Source organism: Pseudomonas sp. GW821-FHT07F05 (assembly GCF_059418765.1).
The window spans coordinates 1-15296 of record NZ_JBWKQL010000010.1 but is presented as its reverse complement, the minus strand read 5'-3'; the positions used below and the strand labels follow the sequence as shown (position 1 = coordinate 15296).

The 15296-nt window shown below is 58.5% G+C and carries 17 protein-coding genes; 9 read left to right on the top strand and 8 right to left on the bottom strand.

Annotated features, from left to right (window positions below; translation table 11 throughout):
* Positions 1-405: 405 nt before the first annotated feature.
* Genes AC07RO_RS19400 through AC07RO_RS19385 form a run of 4 tightly spaced genes read left to right on the top strand, consistent with a single transcriptional unit; the run spans position 406 to position 3651 of the window.
* Positions 406-1005 carry an aminodeoxychorismate/anthranilate synthase component II gene (locus AC07RO_RS19400; RefSeq protein WP_282372476.1) on the top strand — a complete coding sequence of 200 codons (600 nt, stop codon included), beginning with the start codon at positions 406-408 and terminating at the stop codon, positions 1003-1005.
* 18 nt (positions 1006-1023) lie between these two features.
* The gene (gene trpD, locus AC07RO_RS19395) at positions 1024-2073 is read left to right on the top strand and encodes an anthranilate phosphoribosyltransferase (protein ID WP_192173234.1); all 1050 of its coding nucleotides are present in this window, start codon (positions 1024-1026) and stop codon (positions 2071-2073) included.
* Positions 2070-2906, top strand: a complete 837-nt coding sequence (gene trpC / locus AC07RO_RS19390; protein WP_192173089.1) for an indole-3-glycerol phosphate synthase TrpC — start codon at positions 2070-2072, stop codon at positions 2904-2906. The genes trpD and trpC overlap by 4 nt, the downstream gene beginning before the upstream one ends.
* Positions 2907-2955: 49 nt before the next feature.
* Positions 2956-3651: a lipoate--protein ligase family protein gene (locus AC07RO_RS19385; RefSeq protein WP_192173088.1), complete on the top strand. Its 696-nt coding sequence runs from the start codon at positions 2956-2958 to the stop codon at positions 3649-3651.
* 26 nt (positions 3652-3677) lie between these two features.
* On the opposite strand, the gene crp is transcribed toward AC07RO_RS19385, so the two are convergent.
* Positions 3678-4322: a cAMP-activated global transcriptional regulator CRP gene (gene crp, locus AC07RO_RS19380; RefSeq protein WP_192173087.1), complete on the bottom strand. Its 645-nt coding sequence runs from the start codon at positions 4320-4322 to the stop codon at positions 3678-3680.
* Positions 4323-4528: 206 nt separating this feature from the next.
* On the opposite strand from crp, the gene AC07RO_RS19375 reads away from it, so the two are divergent.
* Together AC07RO_RS19375 and speD are read left to right on the top strand one after the other, a co-directional pair.
* Positions 4529-4951, top strand: coding sequence for an OsmC family protein (locus tag AC07RO_RS19375; protein ID WP_192173086.1), 423 nt, complete (start codon positions 4529-4531; stop codon positions 4949-4951).
* A gap of 235 nt (positions 4952-5186) precedes the next feature.
* Positions 5187-5981 (top strand): adenosylmethionine decarboxylase, encoded by a 795-nt coding sequence (gene speD, locus AC07RO_RS19370; protein ID WP_037019204.1) that lies wholly within the window; start codon positions 5187-5189, stop codon positions 5979-5981.
* A gap of 104 nt (positions 5982-6085) precedes the next feature.
* On the opposite strand, the gene coq7 is transcribed toward speD, so the two are convergent.
* From coq7 to hemJ, 5 genes are all read right to left on the bottom strand, one after another.
* Positions 6086-6733, bottom strand: coding sequence for a 2-polyprenyl-3-methyl-6-methoxy-1,4-benzoquinone monooxygenase (gene coq7, locus AC07RO_RS19365; RefSeq protein ID WP_282372473.1), 648 nt, complete (start codon positions 6731-6733; stop codon positions 6086-6088).
* A gap of 126 nt (positions 6734-6859) precedes the next feature.
* Positions 6860-7198, bottom strand: a complete 339-nt coding sequence (locus AC07RO_RS19360; protein WP_065991361.1) for a histidine triad nucleotide-binding protein — start codon at positions 7196-7198, stop codon at positions 6860-6862.
* Between the two features lie 86 nt (positions 7199-7284).
* Complete coding sequence (locus AC07RO_RS19355) at positions 7285-8070, bottom strand: SDR family NAD(P)-dependent oxidoreductase (RefSeq protein ID WP_282372471.1); 786 nt, start codon at positions 8068-8070, stop codon at positions 7285-7287.
* A 55-nt stretch (positions 8071-8125) separates the two neighbouring features.
* Positions 8126-9058 (bottom strand): DUF805 domain-containing protein, encoded by a 933-nt coding sequence (locus tag AC07RO_RS19350; protein WP_423573452.1) that lies wholly within the window; start codon positions 9056-9058, stop codon positions 8126-8128.
* A 46-nt stretch (positions 9059-9104) separates the two neighbouring features.
* Entirely contained in the window at positions 9105-9530 is a 426-nt protein-coding gene (gene hemJ / locus AC07RO_RS19345) for a protoporphyrinogen oxidase HemJ (protein ID WP_346627128.1), read from the bottom strand.
* 133 nt (positions 9531-9663) lie between these two features.
* Between hemJ and argC the strand changes: the two genes are divergently transcribed.
* Entirely contained in the window at positions 9664-10698 is a 1035-nt protein-coding gene (gene argC / locus AC07RO_RS19340) for an N-acetyl-gamma-glutamyl-phosphate reductase (RefSeq protein WP_192173081.1), read from the top strand.
* Between the two features lie 161 nt (positions 10699-10859).
* On the top strand, positions 10860-11210 hold the full coding sequence (erpA, locus tag AC07RO_RS19335) for an iron-sulfur cluster insertion protein ErpA (RefSeq protein WP_122536594.1): 351 nt from the start codon (positions 10860-10862) through the stop codon (positions 11208-11210).
* A 63-nt stretch (positions 11211-11273) separates the two neighbouring features.
* Here the strand turns inward: erpA and AC07RO_RS19330 are convergent, their stop codons facing one another.
* On the bottom strand, positions 11274-12365 hold the full coding sequence (locus AC07RO_RS19330; RefSeq protein ID WP_282372465.1) for an anhydro-N-acetylmuramic acid kinase: 1092 nt from the start codon (positions 12363-12365) through the stop codon (positions 11274-11276).
* A gap of 3 nt (positions 12366-12368) precedes the next feature.
* Positions 12369-13802, bottom strand: coding sequence for a peptidoglycan DD-metalloendopeptidase family protein (locus AC07RO_RS19325; RefSeq protein ID WP_346627127.1), 1434 nt, complete (start codon positions 13800-13802; stop codon positions 12369-12371).
* A 212-nt stretch (positions 13803-14014) separates the two neighbouring features.
* Here AC07RO_RS19325 and tyrS point away from each other — a divergent pair, with 212 nt between their 5' ends.
* Positions 14015-15214, top strand: coding sequence for a tyrosine--tRNA ligase (gene tyrS, locus AC07RO_RS19320; protein WP_346627126.1), 1200 nt, complete (start codon positions 14015-14017; stop codon positions 15212-15214).
* The last annotated feature ends 82 nt before the right edge of the window (positions 15215-15296 follow it).

Genomic DNA, 15296 nt, shown 5'->3' with positions numbered 1-15296 from the left:
TGCTGTGGCATTCACGGCAAATATTCTGTACCGCCTTCCACGCTGCAATCTGCACCTTGCGAGCGTTCAAATCCTGCCAATCGGCCTCTGGGCCGGGCCATCCGGGCACTGCGATATTGCGCGGCCTGCGGCGGTACGCTACTGTGCGGCAACGTATGAACGAGACCTTTCCTGTGTCGATTGTCAGCAGCTTCTTGATGCGCGTTATCAAGGGCCACGCCCGTTGGCGTTGGCGCGCCTGACTATTTCCCCCGCCGGCCCCGCCGGATCTGTATTGATATGCCTTCTGATGCCTCGGTTTTGCAGTGCCTCGCCGGAACACCTCCTGCGACCCCTCTGCGTGCCACTGAGGTCAGTAAACAGAAGGCCACGTTATAAAGTCAGTCATTCAAAAGGTTAAGCACCATGCTGCTGATGATCGATAACTACGACTCCTTCACCTACAACGTCGTGCAGTACTTGGGCGAGCTGGGTGCCGACGTCAAAGTCATTCGCAACGACGAGATGACCGTCGCCGAAATCGAAGCCCTGAACCCCGAGCGCATTGTCGTTTCCCCCGGCCCGTGCACGCCGAACGAAGCCGGCGTGTCCATTGACGTGATCAAACACTTTGCCGGCAAGCTGCCTGTGCTCGGCGTCTGCCTGGGCCATCAGTCAATCGGCCAGGCGTTTGGCGGCGACGTAGTGCGTGCGCGCCAGGTCATGCACGGCAAGACCAGCGAGCTGATCCACGAAGACAAAGGCGTGTTCGAAGGCCTAAAGCATCCGCTGACTGTGACCCGCTATCACTCGCTGGTGGTCAAGCGCGAGACACTCCCGGACTGCCTGGAATTAACCGCTTGGACTCAGCTCGAAGACGGCTCGGTCGATGAAGTCATGGGCCTGCGACACAAAACCCTTAACGTTGAGGGCGTTCAATTTCACCCTGAGTCGATTCTTTCCGAGCAGGGCCACGAGCTGTTCGCCAACTTCCTCAAGCAGACCGGCGGCACCCGTCAGGGTTAAGGGCAATTCGACATGGCAATGGATATCAAAACGGCGCTGGGCCGGGTTGTGAATCAACTGGACCTGAGCACCGATGAAATGCGCGACGTCATGCGCGAAATCATGACCGGCCAGTGCACACAGGCGCAGATCGGCGCATTCCTGATGGGCATGCGCATGAAGAGCGAAAGCATCGACGAAATCGTCGGTGCCGTGTCGGTCATGCGCGAGCTGGCGGATCAGGTACAGCTCAAGACGCTGGACGGCGTGGTCGACATCGTCGGCACCGGTGGCGATGGCGCGAACATCTTCAACGTCTCGACCGCCGCCTCATTCGTGATCGCGGCGGCCGGTTGCACAGTGGCCAAACACGGCAATCGCGCGGTCTCCGGCAAGAGCGGCAGCGCTGATTTGCTGGAAGCCGCAGGCGTTTACCTGAACCTGACCCCAGTGCAAGTGGCGCGCTGCATCGACAGCGTCGGTATCGGCTTCATGTTCGCGCAAACCCATCATGGCGCCATGAAGCACGCCGCCGGGCCACGAAAGGAACTGGGCCTGCGGACCCTGTTCAACATGCTCGGTCCACTGACCAATCCTGCCGGCGTCAAGCATCAGGTGGTCGGCGTGTTCAGTCAGGCGCTGTGCCGGCCATTGGCCGAGGTGCTACTGCGCATGGGCAGCAAACACGTGCTGGTGGTGCACTCCCAGGATGGCCTGGACGAATTCAGCATCGCCGCGCCGACGTTTGTCGCGGAACTGAAGAACGGCGAAGTGACCGAATACTGGGTGCAGCCGGAAGATCTGGGCATGAAGAGCCAGAGCCTGTTCGGCCTGGTGGTCGACAGCCCGGCGCAGTCGCTGGAATTGATTCGCGACGCGTTGGGGCGGCGCAAATCCGAGCACGGCCAGAAAGCCGCTGAAATGATCGTGCTCAACGCCGGCGCCGCGCTTTACGCGGCTGACCATGCGTCGTCATTGAGAGAAGGCGTGGCCTTGGCCCACGACGCATTGCACACGGGCCTGGCCCGCGAGAAGCTGGAAGAACTGGGTGCCTTTACCGCGGTATTCAAGCAGGAGAATGAAGAATGAGCGTGCCGACGGTATTGGAAAAGATTCTGGCCCGAAAGGTCGAGGAAGTCGCTGCACGCCGTGCCAGCGTCAGCCTCGCCGAGTTGGAAACCTTGGCCGCCGCAGCCGATGCGCCGCGTGGGTTCGCTAAAGCAATGATTGCTCAGGCCAAGCGCAAGCAGCCGGCCGTCATTGCAGAAATCAAGAAGGCTTCGCCGAGCAAAGGCGTGATCCGCGAAAACTTCCAGCCGGCGGAGATCGCCAAGAGCTACGAAGCGGGCGGGGCCACCTGTCTTTCTGTGCTCACTGACATTGATTTCTTTCAAGGCGCTGACGAGTATCTGAAGCAAGCCCGGGCGGCGTGCTCGCTGCCGGTGATCCGCAAGGACTTCATGATCGACCCGTATCAGATTGTCGAAGCGCGGGCATTGGGCGCCGATTGCATCCTGTTGATCGTATCGGCGCTGGATGATGTGAAGATGGCCGAGCTGGCATCGGTCGCCAAAGATGTCGGCCTCGACGTGCTGGTTGAAGTCCACGATGGCGACGAGCTGGAGCGGGCACTCAAAACCCTCGACACCCCGCTGGTGGGCGTCAACAACCGCAACTTGCACACGTTCGACGTCAGCCTGGAAACCACCCTCGACCTGCTGCCACGTATTCCCCGTGATCGGCTGGTCATTACCGAAAGCGGTATTTTCCACCGCGCCGATGTCGAGCTCATGGAAATCAGCGATGTCTATTCCTTCCTGGTGGGCGAGGCGTTCATGCGCGCCGAGAAGCCGGGCGTGGAACTGCAGAGACTGTTCTTCCCGGAGAAAGGCACGGCGATCAAGTCCGGCGGGCTGGACTGATCCAGGGTTGTAGGCCAGAAAGCCATCGCTCTTCGCGTCAGGAGGCAGCATGACCCTTCAGCTCTTGGAAACCTGCGTTGAAGCCGGCCTCAAGGCCGAGCAAGACCTCCTGGCGTCGGTGTGTGATGGCCACGCTGACAGTGGCTTGCTGTTCTGGCGGCCTATTGATCGCGCGTTGGTTATGCCACGCCGGTTGAGTCGGCTTCCCGGCTTCACTGAAGCCAGCGAAACCCTCGCCGACAGTGGCTGGCCCGTCCTGTTGCGTGAAAGTGGCGGCGAGCCGGTGCCGCAATCTTCTTCAACCGTCAATGTGGCGCTCGTGTATGTCCAGCCGGACACCGATCTGGATCGCGACCGCATCGAAAATGCCTACATGCGCCTGTGTCAGCCGATCCTCGATACCCTGGGTGAGCTGGGCGGCGCTGCATCTCTGGGCGAAGTCGAAGGCGCTTTCTGCGACGGCCGCTTCAACGTCAACCTCAACGCTCGCAAGATGGTCGGTACCGCGCAGCGCTGGCGCCAGAGTCAGGGTGGCAAACGGCCGGTGGTGTTGGCCCATGCCGCGATGCTGCTGGATGACGAGCGCGTGGCAATGGTCAACGCGGTCAACCGCTTCAATGAGACCTGCGAGCTGGATCAACGCTGCAAAGCAGAAAGCCACATTGCTTTGCATGAGCTATTTGACGCGCCGGATTTTCTAACCCGCCTGAGGGAACGATATGAACGCCTGCTCGCCCGGATCTGATTCCGCTGCGGGCATCGATCACGTCGTTAGCGGGTGCCGAACACCACCATGGTTTTGCCCCGGACATGCACCAGATTCTGCTCTTCGAGTGACTTGAGCACACGACCGACCATTTCTCGGGAACACCCCACGATACGGCCAATCTCCTGGCGGGTGATCTTGATCTGCATGCCATCGGGGTGGGTCATCGCGTCGGGCTGTTTGCATAGATCGAGCAAGCTGCGGGCAACGCGCCCGGTGACGTCCAGAAACGCCAGATCGCCGACCTTGCGCGTGGTGTTGCGCAGCCTTTCGGCGATCTGCGAACCGATGGCGTACATCAACTCAGGGTCATGCTGACTGAGCTCGCGGAATTTGGCGTAGCTGATTTCGGCCACTTCACATTCGGTTTTGGCACGCACCCAGGCGCTGCGCTGGGCGCCGGCGGCCGTCTGCTGAAACAGCCCCAGTTCGCCAAAGAAATCCCCGCTGTTCAGGTAGGCCACAATCATCTCGCGGCCTTCGTTGTCTTCGATCAGGATCGTCACCGAGCCCTTGATGATCAGGTATAGCGAGTCCGATTCTTCGCCTGCGCAAATGATGTTGCTCTTGGCCGGGCATCGTCGTCGCTGGGCGTGCGGGAGCAGTTTGTCGGCGATTTTCATCTTGTTCGGAGGCGGCACGGCGAGCATGGCTGTATCCCGTAAAAAACTGCGCCCTGAGGCATTCCTAGAGGTATCGGCAGTATTTCCGATTTAACGCAGTTCAACAGCGGCAATTAGCCTTTTTTTCAGACACTTCCTACATTGCGGTCGTTTTCGGGCATGTCCAGTCCACTCAGCGACGGTAGGGCCCTGTGCTAAGCTGGCCGCCATTTTTCAAGCATTGGAGTCCGGTGATGAAGGCGCGTATTCAATGGGCGGGTGAGTCGATGTTCCTCGGTGAGTCCGGCAGCGGCCATGTGGTCGTGATGGATGGCCCACCCGAAAGCGGCGGTCGCAACCTGGGTGTTCGCCCGATGGAAATGGTGCTGATTGGCCTGGGTGGCTGCAGCAACTACGACGTGGTCAGCATCCTCAAGAAAGCCCGTCAGCCCATCGAAAGCTGCGAGGCGTTTCTGGAAGCAGAGCGCGCCAGCGAAGATCCCAAGGTGTTCACCAAGATCCACCTGCACTTTGTGGTTAAAGGACGCGGTCTGAAAGAAACGCAGGTCAAGCGTGCGATCGAGCTGTCGGCCGAGAAATACTGCTCGGCATCGATCATGCTGGGTAATGCGGGCGTCGAAATCACCCACGATTACGAGATCATCGAACTGGGCTGAGCAACGCTCAATTTTCACAAAAGCGGTGCAGGCTATGGCATGCGACTTCTGACGTCTGCATAATGCGCCCCTTTTTCAGGGCGCGACCGCCGGATAGCCGGCTCGCCTCCGACCAGACAACCAAAATCGCCAACGCGAAGAGGTGTTAACCGTCCTACGCAGCTGAGCCGGGCTCAGTTGACGGGCATGCTTGATCACGCGGCCAGCGCCGCACCCATATAGAGAGTTTTTAACGGTGAAAAGCAAACTCAAGCTCCACGGGTTCAATAACCTGACCAAGACCTTGAGCTTCAACATCTATGACATCTGCTATGCGGAAACCCCGCAGGACCAGCAGGCTTACGTCGAGTACATCAACAGCGTATACGACGCCGAACGCCTGACGCGGATTCTCACCGATGTCGTCGATATCATTGGCGCGAACATCCTGAACATCGCGCGTCAGGACTACGACCCACAAGGCGCCAGTGTGACCATTCTGATCTCCGAGCAGCCGGTCACGCCGACTGACAGCCAGATCGAAGAATCGCCGGGTCCGCTGCCCGAGACTATCCTCGCGCACCTGGACAAGAGCCACATCACGGTTCACACCTATCCTGAAATCCATCCCGTAGACGGCATCGCCACCTTCCGAGTGGACATCGACGTGTCGACCTGCGGCGTGATCTCGCCGTTGAAAGCGCTGAACTACCTGATCCACAAGTTCGAGTCCGACATCGTGACCGTCGACTATCGTGTGCGCGGTTTCACCCGTGACGTCGAAGGCAAGAAGCACTTCATCGACCACGAGATCAACTCGATCCAGAATTACCTTTCCGACGACACCCGCGACAGCTACCAGATGACTGACGTGAACGTGTACCAGGAAAACCTGTTCCACACGAAAATGCTGCTCAAGCAGTTCGAGCTGGACAACTACCTGTTCGGTGACGCCACCAGCAATCTCTCCGCTGAGCAGCGCGAGCAGGTGACTGGTCGCGTGAAGCACGAGATGCTCGAAATCTTCTACGGCCGCAACATGCCGGTCTAAGGTTTCAGCGGTACAAAAAAAGGCGCCTCTAGAGGCGCCTTCTTTGTATCTGGCTTTCAACGATAATCGGGCTCCGTAATAACAGCCCGAAATCGCAGTTTCGGTCAGATCCTGTAGGTGGTCTTGGTCATGACTTTGGCGATCAGGCTCATGCCGAATTTCACCGGCGCCGGAAAGCGGAATCCGCCTGCCTCGATCGCGCTTTCGGCGTGTTGCTCCTCGTCGGCACACATCTGTTTGAGAATCGCACGGGACTTCTCGTCCTCGACCGGCAATTGCTCCAGATGCTCATTCAAATGCTTGCAGACTTGATCTTCCGTCGCGGCAACAAAGCCCAGGCTGATCCGATCACTGATCAAGCCCGCCACTGCGCCGATGCCGAACGAAGCGCCGTAGAACAGCGGGTTGAGCACACTGGTATGACTGCCCAACTGATGAATGCGTTGCTCGCACCACACCAGGTGGTCGATTTCTTCCTCGGCGGCGTGCTCCATGGCTTTGCGCACCTGAGGCAGTTTCGCGGTAAGCGCCTGCCCCTGATACAACGCCTGAGCACAGACTTCGCCGGTGTGATTAATGCGCATGAGCCCGGCGACATGTCGGGTGTCGGTCTCATTCATCTTGATATCGGGTTGAACAATGGCAGGCGAGGGACGGTGTGCGTGCGCGCTGACGGGCAGCAGCGTCTTCATCGCAGCGTCGGCCTGAAGCAGAAAACGGTCGATAGGGGAGTAGTGACGTTCGGTAGCCATGGGCGCCTCCGGGTAAATCCACGATGGCCAGTCTACCGCAAACGATGAAGCCGGGCTTGTCCGGCGTCAGCCCGCCGAGGCGCAAGGCACGCACTCGGCAGGTCGATAGAATCCGAACGCGGTGACTCAGCCCGGCGGCCAGTTCATCTGGCGCTGACCCAGCACGTGCATGTGAATGTGATAAACGGTCTGCCCGCCTTTCTCGTTGGTGTTCATGACCACGCGAAAGCCGTCCTCGCAACCCAGTTCTTTCGCCAGGCGCTGCGCCGTGAACAGGATATGGCCCAGCAGCCCTTTATCGTCTTCAGTCACGTCGTTGAGGGTGGCGATCGGCTTCTTCGGAATGACCAGAAAATGCACTGGCGCCTGTGGGGCGATGTCGTGAAAGGCCAGCACTTGATCATCTTCGTAGATGATCTTCGCCGGGATTTCGCGGTTGATGATCTTGGTGAACAAAGTATCCACAGCCTTCTTGCTCCGTTTCGAGGGGGATGAAGGCAGTGTACTGAGCGTCCCGGGTCACGCCCAGCCGTTTGTTGCGACGGGTCGCGTCAGACTGACGTACGAGATTTGAGAATCGAGCCCCAGAGTTTTCGCGTCATCCAGCGACCGGCGAAGCGCGGAACCCGCGTCAGCAGCCTGTTACGCCAACCCGGGATAATCACCGCACGGTTCTTTTCCAGCGCGCGAACCGTGTACAGCGCAACTTCTTCGGCGGTCATGTGTTTGTCGTGGGTGAACTTGCCGGCGTCCAGCTGTGCGGTGCGGAAAAACGCCGTTCGCGTCGGCCCGGGGCACAACACCGAAACCTTCACGCCGGTTTTATGCAGCTCCTCGCGAAGCCCCTCGGAAAAATGCAGTACATACGCTTTGCTCGCGGCGTAGGTGCTCATCCACGGCCCTGGTTGAAAGCCCATGATCGAAGCAACGTTGAGAATCTGACCGCCGCCTTGGACCGCCATCAGGTTGCCAACCGTGTGACACAGCCGCGTCAATGCGAGCACATTAAGGTCGAGCAGGTCCTGCTCTTGCGCCCATTCTTGAGCGAGAAACGGCCCGCTGTTGCCGATGCCCGCGCAGTTGACCAACAAATCGATGCTTCGCGCGCCCTCTTCGAGCTCTAGCAGAAAGCCCGAGAGGCGCAGCGGTTCACCCAGATCGCAGGCGCGGAACAGCACCTCGACGCCAAACCGTTGGGTGAACTCAAGCGCAATGCTTTCCAGCATTTCCCGGTGCCTGGCCACCAGAATAAGGTTGCGACCTCGGCGGGCGAGGGCTTCTGCCATCGCCAGGCCAATACCGCTGGATGCCCCTGTGACCATGGCGTAACGGGTCATGCAATTCTCCAGTGTTTGCAGCTCGTATTGAGACAGCGTCCTTGCTGCCAGATAGTTATTGGTCGTCGTTGCTGTCGGACGAGTCACCAATATCTACAGGATCAACGGGGACGGTCGGTTGTTCCGCGTCATTGGTGTCATTGGTGTCATCGTCGTAGGGCAATGCTTGTTCGTATGCGCTGGTGGTGGCTTCAACTTCTTCCTGAATGGTTTTCAGGCCACCCATCACCCCAGCCACGATCGCCAGCGCCAGTACCACAAGCCAGATCACTGCGAGGGCTTTGACGCGTGGCGTATTGGCGGGCGGCGGCGGACCATACTGATTAGGGCCTGTGCTACCGGGCACGGCCATCATCACAATTGGAAAGAAGCTGCCCACCACCGGCACCAGATTCAGCAGCAGCAACCAGGCCGACATACCGGCGTCATGCAGGCGCTGGGCGCCGATCTGGACACTGATGACGACAAACGCGACGAACGCGACGGTGCCCAGCAGCCCTCCCGCCACGAGCGAAACGCTGAGAACGCCGACACACAGGGCGGCGACCAGTATGGCCACGCCCACCAGCGCCATGCTCCACGCCAGATAGCGCAGACGGCCGATCCGCCCCTGAGTGGTAAACACCTTTAATTCGCCGACGGCGGGCCAGTCTTGTGCAACCGGTGTGCGCGGCGGCGCGTAGGGCGATACCGCGGGTTCGAAATACGGACGCTGGGGCGCGTGTTCAACGACTTCTTCAAGGCTCAGTGATACCGGATCCTCAGGCTCGATACGGCCTTCGACACCCGCATCGTTCAGCGCCGCAAGATAGCGCTGCGCGTCGTCTCGCGTCAGACTGCGCTTGATGGTCACCGGGTTGCCGGTGAATAGACGATCAACGCCGGAAACGTCAGTCTTGAACAGCTGCGCCAGGTTCAGGCGCGCTGTTTCCAGCTCAACACCTGTCCGCAACTGTCCCTCGAAAACGATCTTGAAGTGCTCCGCCATGCTGGCTTCCTTGTCTTTTGAGTTCATACGATGTGAGCAGTGCGCGTCAGAACGGTTTGACGACTACCAGAATGACCACAGCCAGCAGGATCAACACCGGTATCTCGTTGAACCAGCGATAGAACACATGGCTGCGGCCTGGTACTCCGCGCGCGAAGCGTTTGACCTGAGCGCCGCACACGTGGTGATAGCCAATCAGCAGGACGACCAGGGTGAGCTTGGCATGCAACCAGCCTTGCTGCAGGAAACCCGGGGCCAGGACGATCAGCCAGATACCGAATACCAGTGTGGCGATCATCGAGGGAATCATGATGCCCCGGTACAACTTGCGCTCCATGGTGCAGAAACGCTCGCGGCTAACCGAGTCTTCGCTCATGGCGTGATAGACGAACAACCGCGGAAGATAGAACAGGGCTGCGAACCAGCACACCATGGCGACGATATGCAGGGCTTTGATCCAGAGATAGAGCATTTTGGTTTGTTTCCAGGAACACGGTGCCAAATAGTAGTGGCTTCGGCGCCCGTACGTCACGTTCGCGGTTGTCCCATTGGCAATCGACCCATATGATCAGCGGCTTTCCACTGGTTTCGTTGAGGGGCAGGTTATGGTCAAGGTCGGTATCGTCGGCGGTACGGGTTACACCGGCGTCGAGTTGTTGCGTCTTCTGGCGCAACACCCGGAGGCTGAAGTGGTTGCGATCACCTCGCGCTCCGAGGCAGGTCTGCCTGTCGCTGACATGTATCCAAACCTGCGCGGTCACTATGACGGTCTGGCGTTCAGTGTGCCGGACGTCAAGGTGCTTGGCGCCTGCGACGTGGTGTTCTTCGCCACGCCTCACGGTGTCGCACATGCGTTAGCGGGCGAGTTGCTCGCCGCTGGCACCAAGGTCATCGACCTCTCCGCCGATTTCCGTCTGCAAGATCCGGTCGAGTGGGCCAAGTGGTACAACCAGCCCCATGGTGCACCGGAGCTGCTCGACGAGGCGGTATACGGCCTGCCGGAAGTCAACCGCGAGCACATCAAAGGCGCACGCCTGATTGCGGTGCCGGGTTGCTATCCCACCGCCACTCAGCTGGGCTTTCTGCCGCTGCTCGAAGCGGGCCTTGCTGATGCATCACGATTGATCGCCGACTGCAAATCGGGTGTCAGTGGTGCAGGTCGCGGCGCCAGCGTGGGCTCGCTATATTCCGAAACCAGCGAGAGCTTCAAGGCTTATGCCGTTAAAGGGCATCGCCATCTTCCCGAAATCACCCAAGGGCTGCGTCGTGCAGCCGGCGGCGATGTCGGGCTGACGTTCGTGCCGCACCTGACGCCGATGATCCGTGGCATTCACGCCACGTTGTACGCAACCGTCGTCGACAGATCGGTCGATCTGCAGGCGTTGTTTGAAAAACGCTATGCCAATGAGCCATTCGTCGACGTGATGCCCGCCGGCAGCCATCCGGAAACCCGCAGCGTACGTGGAGCCAACGTCTGCCGCATGGCTGTGCACCGTCCGCAGGATGGCGATCTGGTGGTGGTGCTGTCGGTCATCGACAATCTGGTCAAAGGCGCTTCGGGCCAGGCCGTGCAGAACATGAACATCATGTTTGGCCTCGATGAGCGCCTGGGCCTGTCCCACGCGGGGATGTTGCCTTAACAGCGCCAGGTCGTACGTCTCAGGTTGTAAGCCGATAGCTGGCTGTTTCTTGCAGCTTGTCGCTTGCGGCTGCCGTGACAATAGTTGACCAATTTTCTAGGAGAAGCGGATAATGCGCGACATTACGCATTATGACGGCTTAGCGCCGGGAGATTTTGAGCATGAGCGTTGAATCCTTCACCCCTGTGGCTTTGGAATTCACCCACGGTGCCGCGCACAAGGTGAAAACTCTGGTCGATGAAGAGGGCAATGACCGCCTGAAGCTCCGCGTCTTCGTGACCGGTGGCGGTTGTTCCGGCTTTCAGTACGGCTTCACGTTTGATGAAGACGTCGCCGAAGATGACACGATTGTTGAGCGCGAGGGTGTCAGCCTGGTGGTTGACCCCATGAGCTTCCAGTACCTGGCAGGTGCGGAAGTGGATTATCAGGAGGGTCTGGAAGGCTCTCGCTTCGTAATCAAGAATCCTAATGCCGCGACTACTTGCGGCTGCGGCTCTTCGTTTTCGATCTGATCCAACCGTCGCACACAAAAACGCCGCGCATTTGCGCGGCGTTTTGCATGGCGGGCGTTGCACTTAGGCTGGGTAGATTGCGCCCAGAACTCGCAACCCTTTGGCTCCGGTCACGCTCGGACGGTTGGCGGGTACGCTTTCCAGTGCGCAATGGGCAAGCCAGGCGAACGCCATTGCTTCCACCCAATCAGGATCAACGCCGAATTCCGCTGTGCTTGTGACCTTTGTTGCCGGCAGCAGCGCCGCCAGTCGATCCATCAATGCCTTGTTGTGAGCGCCGCCACCGCAGACCAACAGCTCTTTGGTCTGCGCCTGTGCCGATTGCAGCGACTCGGTAATGCTCAATGCGGTGACTTCCAGAAGTGTAGCCTGCACGTCTTCGGGTCTCAGCGTTGGCATCTGGAACAAATGGTGATGAACCCAGCCAAGGTTGAACACTTCACGGCCGGTGCTTTTCGGGCCCTTGGTCTGGAAGAACTGATCACTGAGCATGGACTTGAGCAGCGCATCATTGACTGTTCCACTCGCGCCCCACGCGCCATCGCGGTCATAGCTCACGCCACGCTGTGCTTGTATCCACGCGTCGAGCAACACGTTGCCAGGACCTGAATCGAACCCGGAAACCGGTTTGTCGATCTCGATCAAGCTGAGGTTGCTGAAACCACCGACGTTGAGTACGGCGCGGTAGTCCTTGTTATCGTCGAACAACGCTTCGTGGAATGCCGGAACCAGCGGCGCGCCCTGTCCACCTGCAGCGATATCGCGCTTGCGGAAGTCACTGACAACGGTGATGCCGGTCATTTCGGCGAGCAGGGCAGGGTTGCCAATCTGAATGGTGAAGCCACGGGCTGGTTCGTGGCGAATCGTCTGGCCGTGGCTGCCAATCGCGCGGATTTCGCCGGCTGACACGTTCTGCTGATCCAGCAGGGCCAGTACGCCTTGAGCCGCGAGATGAACCCATTTCTGCTCGGCGATGCCGGCACGGGCCAGCTCATCCGGACCGCTGGCGCATAGCCCCAGCAGTTCGGCGCGAAGATCGTCCGGCATGGGAATGTAGTAGGTGCCGAGCAAACGTGGTCGGTCATCCTGTTCTACCAGCGCGAAGTCGAGTCCATCCAGACTGCTTCCGGACATTACACCTACATATAAAGTCATGGGTCAGCGCTTACTCGAGGCCAGCATGGTGGCCTTTTCCTGGTCCATGCGAGCCATCAAAGGTTGGCTCTCCTGCATGAACCGCTGTTTTTCGGACTTGGCGATCGGGTCTGCCATCGGCAGCTTCTGCCCCAACGGGTCGACATGAACGCCGTTTACCTGAAACTCGTAATGAACATGAGGACCCGTGGACAGGCCGGTGGTTCCAATATAGCCAATGACTTGGCCCTGCTTGACGCTGGATCCGGACTGAATGCCCTTGGCAAAACCCTGCATGTGGCCGTACAGCGTCCGGTAGGTCTCACCGTGCTGAATGATCACGGTATTGCCGTAGCCGCCGCGCCGACCGGCAAGAATGACTTTGCCGTCGCCGGTCGCCTTGATTGGCGTACCACGAGGTGCAGCGTAGTCGATGCCTTGGTGGGCGCGAATCTTGTTCAGGATCGGGTGTTTGCGACCGGATGAAAACAGCGAGCTGATGCGGGCGAATTCGACTGGAGTACGGATGAATGCCTTACGCATGCTGTTGCCATCGGCGGTGTAGTAGTTGGTGTTGCCTTGCTTGTTCGTATAACGCACTGCGGTGTAAGTCTTGCCACGGTTTACAAAGCGCGCCGAAAGAATATTGCCCGTACTGACCGTCTTGCCGTTGACGACCTTCTGCTCGTAAATGACATCGAATTCGTCACCCTTGCGGATATCCTGGGTGAAGTCGACGTCGTAGCCAAAGATGTTTGCCATCTCCATGGTCATGGTATGGCTGAGGCCTGCACGCTGGGCGGATTGCGACAGCGAGTTGTTGATCATGCCGTGCACATAGGCAGTGCGAACATTGGGTTTGCTTACGTCACGGGTAAACGTGTAGCCCTTGTCTGTCCGGGACAAGCTGATGCTTTCTGTCTCGCTCAGCTTGCTGTGCAGCTGCTTAAGGCTGCCTTCAGGCGACAGTTCGAACTGCAGAACCTGGCCGTTTTTCAACTGGCTGAATTGCTTGGCTTGTTTGTCGCTGGCAATAACGTCATGCACTGCCGTTGCGGGTAAGCCGACTTTGCCGAACAGCGTCGACAGCGTATCGCCTTTCGATACCACCACTTCCCGGTGGGTGGGACCTTTGGCAGTGGCAACCTCTTTCGGCGCAGCCTTTGTGTCGGTGGAGGGCTTCGCTGTTTCAGTCGGCTCAGTCGCATCACCTTCGATCTGGGCGAAGGGAGAATCTACCGGCGCCTCTGTGGCTTGAGTCTGTTCTTGAGCGTCTTGTTCTTGCTCGATCTGATCAGCGGGCGTGTCCAGTTCAAGAGCAAGGTTTGTTCGTTTGGCTTCGACGTCACTGGATGGGAATACGAGGAGAGCCAGGCTGAGCAGTGCGGCGATACCGCTGGCTGCTAGCAGGTGGCTCTTCGGATAAAGCGGTGGCGCTTTAGGCGGAGTGTCGGTCATAGGTAATTTTGACTTTGAAAAAAGATGAAATGGAAAAGATGAATGACATGATGAAGATGAAATAACTGTATAAAATATAACCAAATCTCGCCTGAGGCAAGCTTGCGATCGGCTCGCTCCGCGATTCGTCGAGCACCTATTGTCAGAACTTGTATTTGAGCGCTGATCTTGTATGGTTGTTTCCCTTTGAAATAAGGCATTACGGGGCGGTTATGAAGTCGGTTGAAGAGCAGCTAGCGCTGATCAAGCGCGGTGCAGATGAACTCCTGGTCGAGGCCGAGCTGATCACAAAGCTCAAGCGTGGGCAGCCACTTCGCATCAAGGCCGGTTTTGATCCAACCGCGCCCGACCTGCACCTCGGGCACACAGTGCTAATTAATAAGCTGCGTCAATTCCAGGATCTCGGGCATCAGGTGATTTTCCTGATTGGCGATTTCACCGGGATGATCGGCGATCCAAGCGGCAAGAGCGCTACCCGTCCCCCGCTTACGCGCGAGCAAGTGCTCGACTATGCCGAGACCTATAAAGCTCAGGTCTTCAAGATTCTGGATCCGGCCAAAACCGAGGTGGCCTTCAATTCCACCTGGATGGACCAGCTGAGCCCCGCTGACTTCATTCGGCTTTCTTCCCAATACACCGTTGCCCGTATGCTTGAGCGTGATGACTTCGACAAGCGTTACAAGTCGAACCAGTCGATCGCCATCCACGAATTCCTTTATCCGCTGGTGCAGGGTTACGACTCGGTTGCCTTGCGCGCGGACGTCGAGCTGGGTGGCACCGATCAGAAATTCAACTTGCTGATGGGGCGTGAGCTTCAGCGCGCCTATGGTCAGGAGGCTCAGTGTGTTCTGACGATGCCGTTGCTGGAAGGGTTGGACGGCGTCAAGAAGATGTCCAAATCTCTGGGTAACTATGTAGGTATCCAGGAAGCGCCCGGCATTATGTACAGCAAGCTCGTCTCCATCCCTGATGCGCTGATGTGGCGTTACTTTGAGCTGCTGAGCTTCCGCTCCATGGAGGAGATCGCTGCCTTTAAGGCGGATTGCGAAGCCGGGGCGAATCCGCGCGACATCAAGATCAAGCTTGCCGAAGAGATTGTCGCGCGCTTCCATGGTGAAGAGGCTGCAGCTTCTGCCCATCGTTCTGCAGGCAATCGTATGAAGGATGGGGAGCTTCCGGAAGATCTTCCCGAGATCGAGCTGGCCGCTTCCGAAGACATGCCGATTGCTGCCGTCCTTAATAAGGCGGGGCTGGTAAAGAACTCGGCAGTCGCTCGCGACCTGCTGGCATCCGGCGGCGTGCGTATAGATGGTGAGGTGGTAGAGCGCGGGTTTGTATTCAAGCTGGGGGCGACCCATGTTTGCCAGGCCGGCAAGAAGGCGTTCGGGCGGATTACACTTCGCTTGGAATAAAGTTTAAATAAGTGCTTGACGCCCCTCTGGATCTGTCTATAATTCGCCCCACTTCCGGCGCAGACGAAACGGAAAACTCCTT

Bases quoted from the DNA above. Each gene is read 5' to 3' on its own strand.
- AC07RO_RS19400 (WP_282372476.1), top strand. From the start codon at position 406: ATGCTGCTGATGATCGATAACTACGACTCCTTCACCTACAACGTCGTG.
- trpD (WP_192173234.1), top strand. From the start codon at position 1,024: ATGGATATCAAAACGGCGCTGGGCCGGGTTGTGAATCAACTGGACCTG.
- trpC (WP_192173089.1), top strand. From the start codon at position 2,070: ATGAGCGTGCCGACGGTATTGGAAAAGATTCTGGCCCGAAAGGTCGAG.
- AC07RO_RS19385 (WP_192173088.1), top strand. From the start codon at position 2,956: ATGACCCTTCAGCTCTTGGAAACCTGCGTTGAAGCCGGCCTCAAGGCC.
- crp (WP_192173087.1), bottom strand. From the start codon at position 4,322: ATGCTCGCCGTGCCGCCTCCGAACAAGATGAAAATCGCCGACAAACTG.
- AC07RO_RS19375 (WP_192173086.1), top strand. From the start codon at position 4,529: ATGAAGGCGCGTATTCAATGGGCGGGTGAGTCGATGTTCCTCGGTGAG.
- coq7 (WP_282372473.1), bottom strand. From the start codon at position 6,733: ATGGCTACCGAACGTCACTACTCCCCTATCGACCGTTTTCTGCTTCAG.
- AC07RO_RS19355 (WP_282372471.1), bottom strand. From the start codon at position 8,070: ATGACCCGTTACGCCATGGTCACAGGGGCATCCAGCGGTATTGGCCTG.
- AC07RO_RS19350 (WP_423573452.1), bottom strand. From the start codon at position 9,058: ATGGCGGAGCACTTCAAGATCGTTTTCGAGGGACAGTTGCGGACAGGT.
- hemJ (WP_346627128.1), bottom strand. From the start codon at position 9,530: ATGCTCTATCTCTGGATCAAAGCCCTGCATATCGTCGCCATGGTGTGC.
- argC (WP_192173081.1), top strand. From the start codon at position 9,664: ATGGTCAAGGTCGGTATCGTCGGCGGTACGGGTTACACCGGCGTCGAG.
- erpA (WP_122536594.1), top strand. From the start codon at position 10,860: ATGAGCGTTGAATCCTTCACCCCTGTGGCTTTGGAATTCACCCACGGT.
- AC07RO_RS19330 (WP_282372465.1), bottom strand. From the start codon at position 12,365: ATGACTTTATATGTAGGTGTAATGTCCGGAAGCAGTCTGGATGGACTC.
- AC07RO_RS19325 (WP_346627127.1), bottom strand. From the start codon at position 13,802: ATGACCGACACTCCGCCTAAAGCGCCACCGCTTTATCCGAAGAGCCAC.
- tyrS (WP_346627126.1), top strand. From the start codon at position 14,015: ATGAAGTCGGTTGAAGAGCAGCTAGCGCTGATCAAGCGCGGTGCAGAT.